General features: G+C 40.5%; 13 protein-coding genes. 9 read left to right on the top strand and 4 right to left on the bottom strand.

Annotation, left to right across the window (positions count from 1 at the left end; all coding sequences use genetic code 11):
* Window positions 1-33: 33 nt before the first annotated feature.
* The 3 genes from FAZ15_RS10275 to FAZ15_RS10285 all read left to right on the top strand — a co-directional run bounded on the left by FAZ15_RS10275 (window position 34) and on the right by FAZ15_RS10285 (window position 6,426).
* Window positions 34-3,210: an efflux RND transporter permease subunit gene (locus FAZ15_RS10275; RefSeq protein ID WP_136901234.1), complete on the top strand. Its 3,177-nt coding sequence runs from the start codon at window positions 34-36 to the stop codon at window positions 3,208-3,210.
* A complete protein-coding gene (locus FAZ15_RS10280) occupies window positions 3,197-4,660 on the top strand; it encodes an efflux transporter outer membrane subunit (RefSeq protein ID WP_136901235.1) in 1,464 nt (487 codons plus the stop codon). The genes FAZ15_RS10275 and FAZ15_RS10280 overlap by 14 nt, the downstream gene beginning before the upstream one ends.
* A gap of 149 nt (window positions 4,661-4,809) precedes the next feature.
* Entirely contained in the window at window positions 4,810-6,426 is a 1,617-nt protein-coding gene (locus tag FAZ15_RS10285) for a beta-N-acetylhexosaminidase (protein WP_136901236.1), read from the top strand.
* A gap of 22 nt (window positions 6,427-6,448) precedes the next feature.
* Here FAZ15_RS10285 and FAZ15_RS10290 read toward each other — a convergent pair whose 3' ends face one another.
* From FAZ15_RS10290 to nirB, 3 genes are all read right to left on the bottom strand, one after another.
* Window positions 6,449-6,853, bottom strand: coding sequence for a hypothetical protein (locus tag FAZ15_RS10290; protein WP_238387216.1), 405 nt, complete (start codon window positions 6,851-6,853; stop codon window positions 6,449-6,451).
* A 111-nt stretch (window positions 6,854-6,964) separates the two neighbouring features.
* The gene (gene nirD / locus FAZ15_RS10295) at window positions 6,965-7,309 is read right to left on the bottom strand and encodes a nitrite reductase small subunit NirD (protein ID WP_136901237.1); all 345 of its coding nucleotides are present in this window, start codon (window positions 7,307-7,309) and stop codon (window positions 6,965-6,967) included.
* A gap of 22 nt (window positions 7,310-7,331) precedes the next feature.
* Window positions 7,332-9,857 carry a nitrite reductase large subunit NirB gene (gene nirB / locus FAZ15_RS10300; RefSeq protein WP_136901238.1) on the bottom strand — a complete coding sequence of 842 codons (2,526 nt, stop codon included), beginning with the start codon at window positions 9,855-9,857 and terminating at the stop codon, window positions 7,332-7,334.
* A 229-nt stretch (window positions 9,858-10,086) separates the two neighbouring features.
* Here nirB and cobA point away from each other — a divergent pair, with 229 nt between their 5' ends.
* From cobA to FAZ15_RS10330, 6 genes are all read left to right on the top strand, one after another.
* Window positions 10,087-10,866 (top strand): uroporphyrinogen-III C-methyltransferase, encoded by a 780-nt coding sequence (cobA, locus tag FAZ15_RS10305; protein ID WP_136901239.1) that lies wholly within the window; start codon window positions 10,087-10,089, stop codon window positions 10,864-10,866.
* Window positions 10,867-11,213: 347 nt separating this feature from the next.
* Window positions 11,214-11,750 (top strand): hypothetical protein, encoded by a 537-nt coding sequence (locus tag FAZ15_RS10310; protein ID WP_136901240.1) that lies wholly within the window; start codon window positions 11,214-11,216, stop codon window positions 11,748-11,750.
* 505 nt (window positions 11,751-12,255) lie between these two features.
* Window positions 12,256-12,852 carry a hypothetical protein gene (locus tag FAZ15_RS10315; RefSeq protein ID WP_136901241.1) on the top strand — a complete coding sequence of 199 codons (597 nt, stop codon included), beginning with the start codon at window positions 12,256-12,258 and terminating at the stop codon, window positions 12,850-12,852.
* An 88-nt stretch (window positions 12,853-12,940) separates the two neighbouring features.
* A complete protein-coding gene (locus FAZ15_RS10320) occupies window positions 12,941-13,759 on the top strand; it encodes a fimbrial biogenesis chaperone (protein WP_136901242.1) in 819 nt (272 codons plus the stop codon).
* A complete protein-coding gene (locus FAZ15_RS10325) occupies window positions 13,743-14,825 on the top strand; it encodes a hypothetical protein (RefSeq protein WP_136901243.1) in 1,083 nt (360 codons plus the stop codon). Before FAZ15_RS10320 ends, FAZ15_RS10325 begins: the two co-directional genes overlap by 17 nt.
* Before the next feature lie 18 nt (window positions 14,826-14,843).
* Window positions 14,844-17,666: a hypothetical protein gene (locus FAZ15_RS10330; protein WP_136901244.1), complete on the top strand. Its 2,823-nt coding sequence runs from the start codon at window positions 14,844-14,846 to the stop codon at window positions 17,664-17,666.
* A 4-nt stretch (window positions 17,667-17,670) separates the two neighbouring features.
* Here FAZ15_RS10330 and FAZ15_RS10335 read toward each other — a convergent pair whose 3' ends face one another.
* The gene (locus FAZ15_RS10335; RefSeq protein ID WP_136901245.1) at window positions 17,671-18,474 is read right to left on the bottom strand and encodes a helix-turn-helix domain-containing protein; all 804 of its coding nucleotides are present in this window, start codon (window positions 18,472-18,474) and stop codon (window positions 17,671-17,673) included.
* Window positions 18,475-18,819: the final 345 nt, after the last annotated feature.

The following is an 18,819-nucleotide window of genomic DNA, read 5'->3' on the forward strand; positions in this document are numbered from 1 at the left end:
CAAATCTGCGAATAGGCGATGTAAATACTATTTATGCTAAAAACATTTATTAGTCGTCCGGTATTAGCTACCGTGATCTCTATTTTATTGGTTATTCTGGGCTTAGTGTCCATGAAACTGCTGCCGGTAACGCGTTTCCCGGAAATAGCGCCACCCAGTGTGGTGGTGTCATTAAGCTACCCGGGTGCAAATGCGGAGACGGTCGCCAAAAGTGTATTGCTCCCTATTGAAGAAGCAATCAATGGTGTGGAAGATATGACCTATATCCGATCTACAGCGTCCAATTCGGGATCAGGAACGGTCTTGGTATTCTTTAAAGCGGGTACAAATCCAGATATTGCTTCCGTTAATGTACAAACACGGATTTCTAAAGCAATCAGTTCTATACCGGCCGAAGTAAATGAGGCGGGTGTAACAGTAATGCCGAGGCAAAGTGGTGTCATTATGACCATCAACTTGTATTCTGATCATACGGATAGTCTGTACGACGAAACCTTTTTACAGGCTTATGCACAGATTAATCTGATGCGACCTTTGCTTCGGGTAGATGGCGTAGCGCAGGTGTCCCGTTTGGGTGCCCGTGATTATGCGATGCGCTTATGGCTGAATCCAGAAAAGCTAGCCTTATACAATCTCGTGCCGAAGGATGTAATGGATGCCATAAAGGATCAGAATTTTGAGATTGCTCCGGGAAAATTTGGTGAAACTTCAGATGAGGTATTCGAAACAGTCATCCGGCATAAGGGACGCTTTAGCCAACCGGAGGAATTCGAGAATGTGGTCATTAAAACAAATGTAGACGGATCTATCTTGTACCTCAAAGATATCGCCCGGATAGAATTTGGTGCAACTAATCTCAATTCGGATAACAAGGTAGATGGTTATCCAGGTTTAACGCTTAATTTGACACAAACGAGTGGATCAAATGCACATGATATAGACGTGGCGGTGCGGGCACTGCTAGAACAACAAGCTAAATCTTTTCCTGAAGGTATAAAATATGATATCACCTATTCGGTAAGGGATCAGATTGATGAATCGATTGATCAGGTGAAACACACGTTATTTGAAGCCTTTATACTGGTATTTATTATTGTATTTATCTTCCTGCAGGATCTTCGCTCTACGTTGATTCCAGCAATAGCAATTCCAGTTTCCTTGATAGGTACTTTTTTCTTTTTACAGTTATTTGGCTTCTCGCTCAACGTACTCACCATGTTTGCCTTGGTGCTCGCCATTGGTATCGTAGTGGATGACGCGATTGTCGTGGTCGAGGCAATTCATCAGAAAATGCACAGTACAGGGCTAAAAGCGAGAGCCGCAACGTTAATCACGATGTCGGAGATTACAGGTGCGATATTATCGATTACTTTGGTGATGGCAGCGGTATTTCTGCCAGTAGGTTTTATGGAAGGGCCGGCGGGCGTATTTTATCGACAGTTTGCGTATACACTGGCGACGGCAATTTTGATATCGGCACTTAATGCCTTGACACTGAGCCCTGCGTTGTGTGCACTGTTACTCAAACCCCCACATATGCATCCTGAAAAAGATGCACCAGTGGTAAAGGAAAGCAAATTTGCGGCATTTAAATCACGCTTCTTTACCGCATTTAATACTTCGTTTGATCGTTTGACAGGCAGATACATCAAAGGCGTGGTATTCTTGATTAAAAATAAGGGGATGGCGTGGGCAGGTTTACTGGTTGTCACGTTATTAGGTGCTTTCTTAATGCTGAAATCACCAAAAAGTTTTATTCCAACAGAAGATGATGGTTTTATAACTTATAACTTAGCGATGCCGCCTGGCGCTTCGCTCGCGCGTACAACCCAGGTGCTGCATCGTGCAGATAGTATATTGCGCCAAAGGAAAGAGGTAGTGAGTATGACGACGGTATCGGGATATAATGCGTTGGATGGTAGTTCCAGTGCGGCATTTGCCGCGGGTTATATCAATCTTGCTCCGCATGCTGATCGGAAAGGTATCACAAATATCAATGCATTCATGGATACAATCCGAAACGATTTATTGCAATTACATGAGGCAAAGTTTACCGTATTCCCGAGACCTACGGTACAAGGTTTTGGTGATTTTGCAGGAATAGAGCTGGTTCTGCAAGATAGGCTGGATGGAGATATCCGTAACTTCACGACTATTGCAGATACCTTTATCAGCCAGCTTAATGAACTCCCGGAGATAGGTAATGCTTATACTACTTTTAAAGCAAATTTCCCGCAATATACCGTGGATATCGATGCCGTAAAAGCAAAAACACTGGGAGTTGATATCAGAGATCTGATGTCGACTATCCGGACCTATTTTGCGCGGGTGCAGGCAGGCGATTTTAGTCGATTTGGACGCCAGTATAGGGTATACGTACAGTCTGATTTTGATTACCGCAAGGATCCGGAATCATTCAATTCGATTTTTGTGCGTAACAAATCGGGAGAGATGGTGCCGGTAAATACCTTACTTTCGTTGGAAAAAGCTATAGGTCCTGAAACAATAACAAGGTACAATCTCTACAACGCTATTGCGGTTAACGCTGCTCCTGCAGATGGTTACAGTACCGGAGATGCCATGGAGGCGATTCAACGTTTGGCCGAAGAGCAGCTTCCTGGAAATTATGGATTCGAGTGGACAGGGATGAGTTTTGAAGAGAGCCAATCAAGTTCGCAAACGATATTAATCTTTGCTATGAGTATCCTTTTTGTGTATTTTCTGCTGGCGGCTCAATATGAAAGTTATATTTTGCCGTGGGCCGTATTATTGTCTATTCCTGTGGGTTTGGTAGGGGTATATGGCGCTATAGCCCTGGTGGGCTTACAAAACAATATCTATGTACAGGTGGGATTGATTATGCTGATCGGGCTGTTGGCGAAAAATGCGATACTGATTGTCGAATTTGCAGTTCAGGAAAGAAATAAAGGCTTAAGTATCGTGGATGCAGCAATTACAGGTGCTAAATTACGTCTGCGTCCCATTTTAATGACCAGTTTTGCTTTTGTCGCTGGATTGATTCCCTTGATGTGGACGGTTGGGCCGTCTGCTATCGGTAATCATTCTATCAGTTTCAGTGCCGCCGGAGGTATGTTGGTCGGCGTAATCTTAGGTGTCTTTGTAATTCCGGTATTGTTTGTCGTATTCAAAACACTGGATGAAAAGGTTAGTGATAAGTTTAACAAAGAAGGGGATTATGAAAGTGAATAAATCAAAATCGAGGTGGATTGCGATGGTTGTAGTCCTTGGATTTGTTACAGGTTGTAAGGTAGGGCAACAGTATGTCCGACCTGATTTGGCCCTGCCGGATGAATTTAGAGGAGATACGATAAACGGTGTAGTAGATACTGCGCATACGGGTACGATACAATGGAACGCGTTCTTCCAAGATCCGATCTTAAAGGAGTTGATCGATTCGGCTTTAGTGCACAATAATGACATGAAGACGGCACTGCTCAATCTTGAAATTGCAAATCGACAATTGCGACAAAATCGAGCAAATTATCTGCCTACAGTCGATGCGACAATAGGAAGCGCCAACAGGCAATGGCGTTCTTCCGACTTTAACTCGGGACCATCTACGAAATGGTACAATACCGAACAAAAAGATGCGCCGAAGGATATGTTTATGTCTGTTTCCCAGTTTGGATCGGAGATAAGTTTTAGTTGGGAATTAGACATCTGGGGAAAGATTAGTAACAGACAAGATCAGCTACTGGCAGAATACCTTGATACTTTTGAGGCAAAAAATGCTGTGCAAACCAGCTTGATTGCTAACGTAGCGAAAGGTTATTTCAATTTACTAATGCTCGATGCGAAAATTGAAGTAGCAAAGCGTAACGTAAGACTCAATGATAGTACCTTACGCATGATAGAGCTCCAATATGATGCAGGAGAGATTACGGCTTTGGCGATTCAACAAACGGAATCTCAGCGTTTGTTGGCGGCATCTTTAGTGCCGCAATTGGAGAGAGAGATTTTTGTGCAAGAAAATGCGTTGCGTGTTTTGGCTGGTCAAATGCCAGATTCTATACCTAGAGAAGCTGGTTTTACGCAGGCGTTTGCCGAAAATATGATGTTTACATTGGCGACACCGTTAGATGTAATACGGAATCGTCCAGATGTTCGTTCTGCAGAGTTTCAGTTGATCGCGGCGAATGCACATGCTAATATACAACAGGCTATGCGTTATCCCGCCTTGAATATCGGAGGATCTATGGGAATTAATGCGATGTTACCTAAAAACTGGTTCAATATACCAGGAGCATTATTGGGAGGTATTGCTGGAGATATTACTACTCCTATTTTCAGAAATAGGACGCTGAAGACACGCTATGAAATTGCACGGTTGGAGCGTGATAAAATGGAAATTGATCTGCAACAGACAGTAGTAGAAGCGGTCAACGAAGTGTCCAATGCGGTTGTTACGATCGAAAAGCAACGTGAGGAGCTAGAATATGCCAGAAGACGGGTTGAAAATTCGCAACTAGCGGTTAGAAATGCAACTTTGCTCTTTAAGAGTGGATATGCCAGTTATCTCGAAGTAATTACTGCACAAAGCAGCGCCTTGAGCAGTGATTTGGATCTGGTAGAACTCCGTCAGCAACATGTACAGTCGCATGTGGATTTATATCGCGCATTGGGCGGTGGCTGGAAATAACGAACAAAAACACCATTACTACATCGTTTTCGGAAATTGAGCAAACGATTGTCCGAATTCAATACAAACTATTATTCTTTATCTTTAGAATAAGAAAAGCAATGATCAATTTAAACGAGCGGGCAAACTCGTAAAATAAACGTGTAGTAATGAAGTTAAGAAATGTATTCAGTTTTGTACCGATGCTATTCATCGCAGGACAATCGCTATTTGCGCAACATATCGGTATTATCCCTCAACCTCAACAGGTGACGGTTCTGAAAGATAGTCTGTTTATCGGGAAGGTAATGAATCTTTCTACTAATAGTGAGGTAGAAATGGCAACGGTTCAATATTTACGGCATGCATTGGCGGATAAATATCAAATCTATAGTACGATAAATAAGGATAAAGTGGCGCAGATCGTCTTTAAGCAGCTGAAAGCAGCTAAAGGGATACATGTAGAGGCATATGAACTCTATATTTCGGATAACAAAATTACGATCGTAGCAAATCATCCGAATGGGTATTTTAACGGTGTAAATAGCCTTCTTCAGTTAATGGCCTTTTACGAAACCCCAGCCGGATTAAAGATACCAAACCTGAAAATAGTGGATTTTCCAGCGTATGGTTGGCGCGGTTTTATGTTGGATGAATCGCGTCACTTCTTTGGTAAAGAGAAGGTAAAGCAGCTCCTGGATTGGATGGCGTTTTATAAGCTGAATAAATTTCACTGGCACCTTACAGATGAACCTGCCTGGCGGATCGAGATCAAACAATATCCGTTCTTGACATTGGTAGGTGGTGTGGGTTCGTATACGAATCCACTAACCCCCGCACAATATTACAAACAGGAGGATATTCGGGAAATTGTCGCCTATGCTGCCGAACGATTCATAACCGTGATTCCCGAGATAGATATGCCTGGCCATGCGACAGCAGCGAATCGGGCATATCCGCAGTTTAGTGGTGGTGGAACGAAAGATCACCCCGATTTTACATTCCATCCGGCTAAAGAAGGTACGTATGAATACCTAACTAACATATTGAAGGAAACAAACGTGCTTTTTCCTTCTAATATGCTGCACTTGGGTGGGGACGAAGTTTCCTTTGGAAGTGAGGCATGGAATGCAGATACGAGTATCCAAAAGATGAAATTAACGTATAACTACAAAACAAATAAAGAGGTGGAAACGCATTTCATGCGACGTATGGCAGACTCGGTATACCATATGGGAGCCAAATTAGTGGTGTGGGACGAAATGGCGGATGCAGGCCTTCCGAAGGATAAAACAATCCAGTACTGGTGGAGACATGATAAAATTCCCCAGCTGGAACTGGCACTGAAGAATGGATATGCCACTGTGATCTGTCCGCGTCTTCCTTTTTATTTTGATTTTGTACAAGATGAAAAGGATCGCTATGGTAGAAAATGGGGGAGTGCATTTAATCCGCTTGAAAGCGTTTATAACTATGATATGGATCAGTTAAAAATCAAGGAACAGTATACGGGCCAAATATTGGGTGTACAGGCAAATTTGTGGACAGAACGTGTTGCGACAGCTGATAAGCTAGACTACATGGTGTTTCCACGTATTGCGGCTTTGGCTGAAACAGCTTGGACAAAAAATGACCGTAAGAATTTTGGAGATTTTCAACAGGTTTTAGCGAAACATATGCAGCTATATAAGGCCGACCGTATCTACTATTATGATCCATTTAATAAAATCCACAGTGAACCCAAAGTAGAAATTTTTAAAAAAAAATATTTAGATAACCCCGATTAAAGATGGGAAATACCGTGCTTTTCTAAAACTTATAGCCTATTCCAGCTCCTAATTTCCATAGGCCATCCGATGTACTTGTTTTTGCGGAATAAAATGCCGGAAGCTGAACAACCAAGTGCTTATAGCATGCTGTTAAACCAAAGCCTAATGTGGGTGTGATTATTGAATTGTGTGTAGCCCCGTCTTGGGCTTGATCCTTTTTTATTTTTAATGAAGGTAACAGTCCCGCCATTATAGGTATTTTTTTGACTACGTATTTGACGGCTGGACCTGTGCAATTGATATACGCACCTCCATCGGTATATCCTCCAACGAGTATGCCCTCGAATAGTGATGCTTTTAACTTTGTAGTCTGGGCATTTCCGTCTTTGGAAAAAAGTGAGCAGATCAAGATGATCAGGATATAAATCTGGTATGTAACTTTCATCGGTATAGAATTACTTCGTGAGCTCGTAAGCTCGGTGATTCATTTATACTTGTATTCAATTGAATTCATGAATGCTTCGCATTTATGTTGTGAGTTAGCAAGCTCGGTTATTTATTCTACACCGATATACACTAGACCGTCTTCAACTTTTACAGGGAAGGTCTTTATAGCGCATTCGTCACCAGAGAGACATTCTCCCGTGCGAAGGGAAAAGGTTTTCTTATGAAACGGACAGGCTACTTTGGGCTCTTCGCCGAGTGAACCGATCATACCCCTGCTCAGGATCATTTGTCTCTTATGTGGGCATTCGTTCTGTGTGGCAAACCACTCATTCCTGCGGGTAAAATAAAAAAGTGCTATTTGTTGGTCCTCATGTTTTATACAGACGCCGCCGTTCTCTACTGCATCGTCGACATGACAGGCTGTCAACCATTTGGTGTTGGTTAATGTTTTCATAGTATTTGTTTTTAGTATAATTTTAGGATGTGATGGATGGGGTATTCCAGTCTGCTGCCTTTTTCTGTCCTCGCATTTCTTCAAACCGGACGGAAGTGTCTTTTTCATCTGGTACATTCACAAAGTGAGAAAAGCGTTTGCGAATCTGCGGAGTTTCGATTGCTGCCTTCCATTCGCAAGTGTATGCAAGTATCAGTTTCTCCATTTCTTCTTCCCATTGTTGTGCCATATCCAAGCTATCATTCACAATGACATTCCGTAAATAATCGATACCTCCGTCCATTTTATTAAGCCAAGTGGCGGTACGGGTAAGCGGATCCGCTGTGCGGATGTAAAACATAAGGAACCTATCCAAATAGCGTATGCAGGTTTCGCTGTCTATATCACTTGCTAATAATAATGCGTGCTGTGGCTTGCTGCCACCGTTACCGCAAACATATAGATTCCAGCCTTTCTCGGTCGCGATGATACCGAAATCTTTACTTTGAGCTTCTGCACATTCGCGGATGCAGCCGCTTACCGCAGATTTGAATTTGTGCGGCGCGCGTATGCCACGGTAACGTTCTTCGATGCGGATGGCGAAAGACACACTATCATGTAACCCAAATCGACACCATGTGCTCCCCACGCAGCTTTTTACGGTTCGTAGGGCCTTGCCGTAAGCATGGCCGCTTTCGAAGCCTGCCTCAATCAATTCCTCCCAGATAAATGGAAGATCATTGAGATGTGCGCCAAACATATCAATGCGCTGGCCGCCGGTTATTTTTGTGTATAGTCCATATTTTTGGGCGACTTGCCCAATCACGATAAGCTTGTCGGGGCGAATTTCGCCTCCAGGAATACGCGGAACTACAGAGTAGGTTCCACCTTTTTGGATATTGGCTAAAAACCTGTCATTGCTGTCTTGGGCGGTGTCGTTGCCTTTTTGGAGGATCATTTCATTCCATGTACTTGCTAACAAGGAAGAAACGAGAGGTTTACAGACTTCGCAGCCATCTCCTTTACCTAGGCCGTCTAAGATTTCGTCATATGTTTTAAGTTCGTGTATTTTGACAAGATCGTAAAGTTCTTGCCTGCTCAATTGAAAATGCTCGCAGATTACATTTCGAATATATTTACCCTGTTGTTTTAAGGTCATGGTCACCAAATCTTTGACCATTGGCACACATCCGCCGCAGCCCGAACCGGCTTTGGTACATTTTTTAACGGCATCGGCATTTTCACAGTTTTGTTCGGTTACTGCATGGCAGATTTGTGCTTTTGTTATTCCCTCGCAGCTACATATTAATGCATCATCGGGTAACGCTGCAATACCCGTCGATGCGCTTTGTCCTGAAGCACTGCGCTCACCAAATACCAGATCTTCTGGGTTTTCAGGCAGTACCAAGCGGTTGTTCACCGTTTGTAATAGCATGTTGTAGCTATTGGCTTCGCCGATGAGCATGCCACCAAGTAAATGTTTGCCATCCGGACTTAAATTAAGACGCTTATATATACCTTTATTTTTATCTTCAAATACGATGGTTCGCGCATAGGGTTCCTCAATGAAGGGATCGCCAAAGCTGGCTACGTCTACACCGATAAGCTTCAGTTTGGTACTCATGTCAAAACCCTTAAATGATTTGTCGCCTTCACATATGGTAGTGGCTGCCACTTCTGCCATTTCATAACCTGGCGCTACCAGTCCGTAGATCATTTCTTCGAAGAGTGCACATTCACCAATAGCAAAGATATTAGGTTCACTGGTCTGCATGTGTTTATTGACGACAATACCGCCACGGGGACCAACTACGATTCCACTTTTTAACGCCAGTTCGTCGCGGGGCCGAATACCGGCGGAGATCACAAGCATATCAGCCTCTAATATAGTTCCGTCGGTAAAATGTAAATGCTGTATTTTTTGATCTCCTTCGATAGAAGCGGTTGCTTTACTCAAGAGGGTTTCTAGTCCCAGCGCAGATAATTTCTGCTGGAGAACCGTGCTGGCGGCTTGGTCTATTTGTCTCGGCATCAAACGAGGCGCAAACTCAATGACGCTAGTTTTTGAAATACCGAGATCCATTAACGCTTTTGCTGCTTCGAGACCTAATAAACCACCGCCTATTACAGCTCCTTTTTGTACCCCGCCAGCATATGCTTTAATTAGATCAAGATCTTCAATCGTGCGGTATACGAAAACACCTTCTTTTTCAATGCCGGGTATATTGGGGACAAATGCGGAAGATCCGGTAGCAAAAACTAAATAATCATAGTTTAATTTAATGCCTCTTCCCGATTCAACGTATTGCTTGGTCACGTCAAGATGAACAATAGGATCATTGAGATGAAGACTTATGTTTTTTGATGAATACCAATCTTCGGAACACATATATAGTTCCTCCAGAGGCTTTTTGTTGATGTAATCACTGAGATGTACCCGGTCATAAGCTCTATATGGCTCATCACTGAATATAATTAATTTAAAATCGGTTGATTTTTCAAGTAGTTTTTCGCAAAACTTGTTTCCTACCATCCCGTTTCCTATTATAATTATTGTTTTTGTTGCCATAATTGAAGTTTTGTGTTTCTTTCATCGAAATTTTCAATGTTTAACACTGCTAAATTAGTAATATTTTGAATATTACAAACATTTTTTATGATTTTTATCATATATTTTGATATTTTTGGTTTGTTTTTTAATGCATGTGGTATGTTAATATCATATTTGTGTATTTTTATTTATATTTTTCAATTAAATGAATATATTTTTTTGAATTTTTAATAATTTTTTTTTGATTATGGGTGCTAAGACAAAAAATTTAAGAAATATTCTGTATTTGATAGGTGCAGGTCCAGGAGATCCTGATCTTTTGACAATAAAAGCGTATAAAATGCTTCGAAAGGCGGAAGTATTGCTTTTTGATCATCTTGTTAATCATGAAATGCTCTCAATTGTGCCGGATTCTTGCTTAAAAGTATATGTAGGTAAAGAGCCATATGCTGATTTTACCCCTCAAGAGGATATCCATACGCTGATTGCACACTACTGTCGAGAATATGGTGCTGTAGTACGGCTTAAGGGAGGCGACCCGTATATATTTGGTCGGGGTTTTGAAGAGCTGCTTTTTGCGGAAAGATTGGGCATTGAGGTACGGTATGTTCCAGGTATAAGTAGTATGCAGGGCACGGGGTTTCACCATATACCGCTAACACATCGTGGGGTAAGTGATGGTATTTGGGCGCTTACCGGTACAAAAAAAGACGGGCGACTTTCGTCAGATCTTCAGCTAGCGATACAGAGTAATTCTACCGTAGTTATATATATGGGGATGAAAAAGCTGGATGAAATAGCTCGTACCTATGTGATGTGTGGAAAAGGTGATACATCTGCGGCAATAATACAACATGCGACCCTGTCTACTCAGCGAGAGGTGGTGTGTAAGGTGGGTGATTTACTCAATGCAGCAAGAGGTAGTGGGTTGTCGCATCCGGCTATTATTGTAATTGGTGAGGTCGTGAGGCTTTATGCGGCGCATCGTTATAACTTTGTCGATAGCTTTCAGTGTAACATGTATTAACGACAAGGAAAAGCTCGTCGTCGAAGTGCGTAGCCCGGGGCCGTTATTTGAAATTTTTCTCTTTCAGAAGATATTAATAGTGACCATGTGTTTTGGAAAGAAGCGTCATCTCCTTTTGCTTTTATACGTGGTACGGATCAAATTTATACGCCTCAAATGATGTTTCATAAGTTGATTTATACGTATTTTTGTAGGATTCTATGATGTAGATCTGATTTTTACGTTTATGATTTCGTTCTTTCGTGTTTTTTTGTTAGATTTATTGGTGTATTATAAAAGTATAGGATCGTGTTCGTCAGAAATCCGACGAATACAGAAGCAGCTTAATACAGAAAAAAAATTGAGCTATGAGAAGGATAATTATATTTTTAGTATTATCGTCTATTACTGCGTTATATGCCCAAAGTAATTCCGTTCGCTTAAACGTGGTGTTAAACCATGTGAATCATCTGGTCGTTAATCCTTCACAAGCTGTAACAACGCTTTCTTATAATACCGTTGAAGATTATAGGAATGGTGTGAAAGTTGTTCAAAAGGAACATCTTACTGTATTTAGTACAAGCGCTTATGTGCTTAATGTAAAACTAGCTAATCAGGATTTTGCACAGATCGGTGGAGGAAATAATGAGAATATATCTCTTCCTAATATTAAGGTGGCTGCTACATCCTCCTCAGCAAATCCCGGTCTAAATCTTACGTTTTCGCCTGCCGTGGCTCTCGGGATTGCTAATCATAATTTGATTTCCAGTACTGCGCCTTCTTTTAATACAACGTTTGATGTTTCTTATCAAGGTCCGGGAAGTAATGAATTTTTAAAATACGCCGAGGAAAATAAAACCGTTGTTTTTTCAAATGACGTATTGTACAGTTTAGAGCCTAAGTAAAATCCCTATCGCAATCCCTATCGCTCTGCCATAGATAACCTTGTTGGCAACTTCCGTATGTCTACCTTATCTTGATCTTTGTACAAGGTAAGTGGATTCTTCCGGTTGTATTCTGAGTGCTTTTTAGCTGTTTTATTTGGGTCTTAAGTAACAAAATGGATCTTGAAAAAATATTTTCTAACGAAAATAGAGCCGTATTTTTGTATCTGTAGCTAAAGCACTACATCCGAAAAGAGCAATAAATAATACTCTTTTTATGCATTCATAATCTTAAAAAACATAGTTTAAACCTCTTCTAGTTGTGTTTTTTTTGTTTTTAACAATTATCTCTTCTCTAAAAATTGTCTCGTTACCGCAAAACGGATTAGATGTTTGAACATTTTTATATTTTTTGGGCGCAATTTCATATTTCTGGTGTGTTTTTCCGCTGTACTTTTGCTCAACAATCAATCGGAATATTGCTTGTTAGAAATAGAAAAACTAAAAAATTAAACAAATAAAAAACATGAAAAATTTATCAATTGCAATCGTATTATTTTTTGCAACAATTATTGGAGTTAATGCACAAACTGCTTCTACAAAAGTTCAATTAAATGTAATTTTGAATCCAGTGCTATCATTAGAAATCGGTACACATGACCAAGGTGCAATTGCAGGTTATGCTGACGTGGTGAACTTAGAATATAAGACAGCCGCGGATTACGCAGCAGGAGTTTCAAAGTCGATTGCAGGACACTTAAAAGCTACGTCTATCGGATCTGGTTTTAAAATTTCTGCACAAGCTTTCAATGGAACCGGCCAAAATTTATCACGTGTAACCGGTGGTGGAGCTCAGGGTGGTTTTGACGGTACATTAGTGACTATTGCCTTAAATAGTAGTGCCGCTAAAAACGTAAGAGATCTACTTAGCAACAGTCAGGAAATGATTTTAGTAGGTACTAACACAGCTGGTGCGTCGACTTCTACTACAGGACAATTAATAGATGTAACCTATAAGTCGGCAGCACTTAGTGCGGAACAAATTTCTACTTATCTTGATAACAATGGTAAGCAGGCTGTAAAGTACACGACTGATGTGGTATATACAATAACAACTCCATAATAACTACTTAAAGAAGTTAAAAGGGAAGCAAGTGCTTATATCTTAAGCACTTGCTTTTTTTATAAGAAACAAGTAAGTTTGTAATACTATGAATATTCGTCTATCTCTCCTTTTTACTATAATTCTATACACCTTTTTTGGATATGCTCAAACCGGCATAACAGTCGGGCCTCCAAGACTCTTTTTTGTATCGAATGCAGGCGAAAATCAGATCCAAACGGTAGATGTGACGAATCCGAGCAAAGATTATACCTTAGACCTTTCGGTTTCTCTTGAAGACTGGCGTTATACACTTTATGGAGATAATGAAATGGCTCCAATAGGTACTTTTACAAATAGTGGCGCATCCTGGATCTCCATTTCGGAACCTTTTTTTTCACTAAAGCCAGGAGAAACGAAAAGATTAAATGTTAATCTAGCCGTTCCGCAAACGGTTTCTTATACAGATTCTGTTCCCGTACATACAAGCATGCTTTTTGTGACGCAGCTTAATCCGAGACAAGGTGTGGATAAAGAGGGTGCTAACATAAAAATTGCAGTCCGTTCGGGGATAAAGATCTATCACCGTTTTAATGGCAAGGATAAAGCAGATCTGGAGATAACTAATCTAAAACATATGCATGTGGATAGTGTAGGAGACTTTTTAGAGCTCGCATTTGATGTTACCGGTAACATTTGGATGGAGGGAAAAGTTCGAGCTGAATTTATTAATCAGGAAACGGGTCAGAAAATAGTATTGGATAATATGGCTTTCTATTGTCTTCCAGGTGATAAACGTAAACAATATATCCAAGTACCGAAGGAACTTACAAAGGGAAACTACCTAGTATCGGTTATGCTTTTCTATGGTGAAGAGGATATGGTCAAAGCTGCGGAATTAGAGTTTGATTATGATCCAGCTGAATAAAATAGCTGTTGCATTTTTTGTTCTATTATTGATGACAAAGTCATCTCTTTACGGACAAATTGCATTCAACCCGCATGCTACGGAATCATTTTATCAGATTACGTCCTATTTAGGAAAAGAAGGGGGCGAGCGAGCGAATACTTTCCAATTTGACTGGAGTGGACTGAATGTGAATGTTCCAAACTGGTCGCTGTCGGTGCGGCTATTGCAGCCAGTATCGATTGTTGAAGCGGCACCAAGCAGAAATGGACAGACATTTCCATTGGATAAAATCAGCTTTCGTTGGACAAATGATAATGGAAATCCGAATATCAACCTCCAAACGATTGGTGCAAGCCGGAATGATATTCTATTGCAAAATGCCAACGAGGTGATGTTGATCGATCGATCCAATACGGCCTTGCAATCCTATGGCAATCATTCGACGCAGATTTTTTTGTATGGCACAATCAAGATTGCGCAAGGGAAATATCTTGAAAATTATCAGAGCGCGAATCAATGGGGATATATTCAATATCGCATTCCTTTGATTTATACCTTATATGATAAAGATAGAAATGTTTTGGGAACGCGAGCAATTGACTATCAAGTTCAAATTTTTCCCACATTAACGGATGGCCACCTTGTTGATGTGGAACCGGAATATAGTTTACAGATAGGTGCCCCGGCTACAAATGCTATATTGCGTTTCTTTACGCTTCAGGATTATACCGACGGGGTGTCTTTATCTTTTGACAATGCAGTCAAAGTGAATTCGAAGACCAATTTTGAGCTTCGGGTGAAATCACTGGATACAGAACTTGTGCGTGCAGAAGGAGGCGAACTGCCACTTTCCATATTATCGACGCAATTAACTGCTGGACACGGCGCAAAAGGGATTACCTCCAATTCTAATGTTACGCTTTCTACGGATGAACGGGTGTTACTCTCGGGAACCTCGGATAACAATAAAACGGCACAGCATTTTAACCTGCACTATAAGGCTAGTCTTACACAGCCCCAGATTTTATCGGCCAAACCGGGCAATTATTCTGTCTCGCTGTTGTATCTTTTGATACCTAAATAACCTGCTACAAACAAAGTCATGAAACTATTTGTTCTTTCGGTTATTTCATTTGTGCTCTTTTTTGGCCTATGCAGCTCTTCCATAGCGCAGGTAAATCAGGATGTGCAGATGCAGCTGGACTCTTTTGTCGTATTAAATGCTGGTATCAATACACTCGATATTCAGTTGCAAAATAATGGCTCTACAGATTTTGAAGGTATCATACAGCTTGATCTGCCCCAAGAGCTCAACAGCCTAAGCGGTACGCAGGTGACCGTACATATCTCGGCCGGTAAAAAACGTTTTCTTTCTGTCAAACTGCGGAGTAATGCCTTGTATACCTTGAAAGGTCGAACATTTCCGGTAAAGTTAATCGATCATCGAGGAGAGATTCTTATGCAAAAGATGGTTGATATCGAGGTGCCGGAGAAACGTTCAGTGGTTATTCAGAATAACTCGGAAATGCAGTATCTTCGTCAAATAGGCGATTCGGTATATGTGCGGATGCGGGTCATAAATAGTGGTACGACGGACGAACAGATCCGCTTACTACTCTCTTCGCCCGACCGGGTGGGCGACAGGGATTTTCAATCCATATCAATGTTGCTGCCCTCGGGAAAGGATTCACTTATACAAGTAGGGTTTGTCGTTGAAAAATACATGCTAGATCTTCCACAGTACACTGTAAGAGTCAGTGCCATGTATGAAAATAGCGATGTTTTTGGAAATTTTACGATTCTTTTTTCCAATATTGCGTCTAACCGCAACTATCAACGGATGTTTAATTTCGATAATAATGCTGCCGTCTATTCCAGAAATTATATTGATCTACAAGTTAATAATCTTTTAGAAGAACAACGTATGTATTACTTGCGTTCTGAGGGTGAATACCGTACGCATGAGGGGAAAATCCGTTATAGTGCCTATGTTAATCAGATGAGCGATCTGGCAAGTAGACCCAATGTCAATAGCACCTTTGTGGAATATGAACGAAAGAATACCACGGTAACTTTAGGCAATCTGCAGGAAAGCCTCGACGCACCACTGTATGGACGTGGTGTAAAAGTGGCTTTTCGGGATAGCATAAAATATGACGTATTGGAGGCAGGGATTGTAGAGAAATCTAATGACTTGCTGGGATTTTACGGTATTAGCAACCCTGGATTTACGGCCTTTACACGATTGGTGTTGGGCGACCAACAATCTGAACGTAAGCGTTATGAAGGACAGGCTTACTACGACAATAACAAAATGGACAGTACCGAAAGCATTTTATGGACCAATACTTTTGATCTGCTAAGGCAAGAATTGGCCGATAAGATACAAATAAGAGGCTTTTTAGCAGGTGGTGTGAATCGCTATTGGGGCGAATTAGAGAGTGGCGACGGTGTTCAACCTTCGGCAGCAATGGGTGTAAAATTAAATGGACGTTCAAGACGTTGGACATATTCCAGTGACAATTTTTTCAGTACGGCCTATTATACCGGAAATCGAAGAGGTGCCTTGCAGCTGTCGCAACGTGTAAATCGAAGCATAAAAAAGCTCAATTATGGAATGGGTTATTTTTATTCACGTTACGAACCGGAATACCTAAACTCGCGTTTTGCATCCTATAGCAACAGCACCTCGAGATTAGATGCGAGCCTCAATATGCCCATATCAACTTTTGTAAGTCTCAGCGTACAGCCTAATTATAACCAGGAAAATGGTAGCTACTTTTCACAAAGCGGCATTCTTGATGTATCTACACATTCTTGGCAATTGCTGAGTTCGGCTAATATGCGCTCCAAGAACTTCAAGCACAATATGTTTCTCACGATGGAAACGGGACTCATCTCAATTAGAGATTATACACAGGATGAATTTGTGCTGAGGGGAAATTTTTCATATAATTATGGCGCGCTGGGTTTGTTCGGCTCGTATCAAAAGGGAGCTTTTCAAGCCTATGAAGTGTTGAACAGTCTGTTACTTGACCGTCCTGTCGGCAATAGGCTTTCGTTTGGTGCCTCTTACGGTGGAAATATCTTACAGAAGAAATTGGCGTGGAATGCTAATATTATGAGTAATTTAAGTTCCGATTTTGGTAATTCGTACAATACAAATATCAATACAAGCTACCGTGTGCTTAAAAATACGTTGCTGACGGGGGTATTTCAATATAGTTATACTAAAGGTGTGACAGGGTATAATTATGATTTTACCAATCTGTGTGTAGGTTTTCGCCAGAACTTAAAAAGTCAGAATCTGGATCGTCCGGCTATAAAAACGGGAAATCTCAAGGTGTTTTGCTTTTACGACAACAACAGTAATAATATCTTTGATGAGGGTGATGAGGCGGCTACAGGGTATGGTTTTATGGTGCGAGAGATCCTTTTTGTAACGGATCGTCGTGGAAATGCATCGTTCAAAAAAATGCCATATGGTGAGTATACCTTGTTCTTTCCGTTGTACAGTGGTTATCAGGCGATATCAAAGTTGCTGTTGATGAACCGGAATTCTATGGAAATTGAAATCCCTTTACAAAAAGTAGGTACTGCGAAGGGGCGTGTAAGCCTTGAATATGATGCGAATCTCAGCTTAAGCACGAATCTAGAACTTGATATCTATAAAGTGGTTGCCAAGAATCAGAATGACAAGACCTTCGAAGCGCATACGGATCAAAAAGGTGAATTCCAGCTTAGTCTTCCACAGGGTGATTATACATTTTATTTAGATAATGCGAACTTTCCTGAAAATATATTTATCGAAGATAATGCTCGTTCAGGTAAAGTCGAGATTGGAAAGACGCTTATACTAGACGTATTTCAGCTCAACGTAAAATCGAAAAAAATAGAAGTAAAACGCTTCGGGACTAAGCCTTAATACATCATACTGTGCCTTGAATAGCATCGTCTCGATAGGCACGGGGTGTACGACCGGTATGCTTTTTAAAAAACGCGCTAAAATTATTATCCTCTTCAAAACCCAATTGATAGGAAATCTCCTTTATAGACAAATCAGAATATAATAATAACTCGTTTGCAGCTTGTATGATTTCGAAGTGGATTAATTCTTTAGGACTGTAGTTAAAGGTTAATTTAGTAGATCGGTTCAATATTTTTTCTGTTATGCGCATTTTTGTGCTGTATTGCGCTACTTTTTTATCTGTACGAAAATGTTTTTTTACCAATTCGAGAAAGTTATGAGCGATCTCTTTATGTCTGTCTATCGGATTAATAGAACTGGTTTTTCTTTTTGATTCTCTTTTTGATTCAAATTTAAGCATCATCATCAAAATGATCTGTTCAATAATATTACGGACAAACAGTAAACTTAACTCCTGTCCCTCTTTAAAAAAGCTACTAATTAATAATTTAGTTAAATGCATGAAGTGTGCGCTATCCACATATGATAAATGAATTAATAGACCTTTGGTTCTTTGATTGAGGAATTGGAGTTCTAACTCGTCTTTTATTAGCTCTTTGTTAAAAAAGAGATAGTAACTGCTATTGTCTATTGTGATCTCGCCAAACTCGTTATGAAGGTAAAGATTGATTTGGGATCCATTATTTTCAAGATAAGTGGTTCCATTAAAAGTGAGGACGAAATCGTAGATGGCAGAATACGTTAATAATTTTCTGTTCTCATTAAGAAAAATTCCTTTGAAGAGCTTAATATTATTTATAGACATGGTGGTTTTTTTCAGGATGTGAATCTAGTGATAATTAGAGAGATAATAAATTCACATGTTGAAATTTGTAGCGAATCGACTACAAGTGGGATCGATTGTATAAATAAGCATACCATGTAATGATTTTCATTACTTTTTTACGTTATATGGTGAACATTAATTTGAGTTGGCAAAAAAACTTCTCGCTACTTTTTTATATTTTCCTCTATTTCATTCGTATCTTGCAACCTGTGCAATCTAAAGATTAACAGGATGGCTTTTCAGACTATATTCACATATATTTTTGGCTTAATCGCCATCCCTTTATTGGCTATTTATAGATGCACTTTGAATAATAGTCATATG

Source organism: Sphingobacterium olei (assembly GCF_005048855.1).
Taxonomy (GTDB): domain Bacteria; phylum Bacteroidota; class Bacteroidia; order Sphingobacteriales; family Sphingobacteriaceae; genus Sphingobacterium; species Sphingobacterium olei.

Bases quoted from the DNA above. Each gene is read 5' to 3' on its own strand.
- FAZ15_RS10310 (WP_136901240.1), top strand. From the start codon at position 11,214: ATGAGAAGGATAATTATATTTTTAGTATTATCGTCTATTACTGCGTTA.
- FAZ15_RS10320 (WP_136901242.1), top strand. From the start codon at position 12,941: ATGAATATTCGTCTATCTCTCCTTTTTACTATAATTCTATACACCTTT.
- cobA (WP_136901239.1), top strand. From the start codon at position 10,087: ATGGGTGCTAAGACAAAAAATTTAAGAAATATTCTGTATTTGATAGGT.
- FAZ15_RS10285 (WP_136901236.1), top strand. From the start codon at position 4,810: ATGAAGTTAAGAAATGTATTCAGTTTTGTACCGATGCTATTCATCGCA.
- FAZ15_RS10335 (WP_136901245.1), bottom strand. From the start codon at position 18,474: ATGTCTATAAATAATATTAAGCTCTTCAAAGGAATTTTTCTTAATGAG.
- FAZ15_RS10315 (WP_136901241.1), top strand. From the start codon at position 12,256: ATGAAAAATTTATCAATTGCAATCGTATTATTTTTTGCAACAATTATT.
- nirB (WP_136901238.1), bottom strand. From the start codon at position 9,857: ATGGCAACAAAAACAATAATTATAATAGGAAACGGGATGGTAGGAAAC.
- FAZ15_RS10275 (WP_136901234.1), top strand. From the start codon at position 34: ATGCTAAAAACATTTATTAGTCGTCCGGTATTAGCTACCGTGATCTCT.
- nirD (WP_136901237.1), bottom strand. From the start codon at position 7,309: ATGAAAACATTAACCAACACCAAATGGTTGACAGCCTGTCATGTCGAC.
- FAZ15_RS10325 (WP_136901243.1), top strand. From the start codon at position 13,743: ATGATCCAGCTGAATAAAATAGCTGTTGCATTTTTTGTTCTATTATTG.
- FAZ15_RS10290 (WP_238387216.1), bottom strand. From the start codon at position 6,853: ATGAAAGTTACATACCAGATTTATATCCTGATCATCTTGATCTGCTCA.
- FAZ15_RS10330 (WP_136901244.1), top strand. From the start codon at position 14,844: ATGAAACTATTTGTTCTTTCGGTTATTTCATTTGTGCTCTTTTTTGGC.
- FAZ15_RS10280 (WP_136901235.1), top strand. From the start codon at position 3,197: ATGAAAGTGAATAAATCAAAATCGAGGTGGATTGCGATGGTTGTAGTC.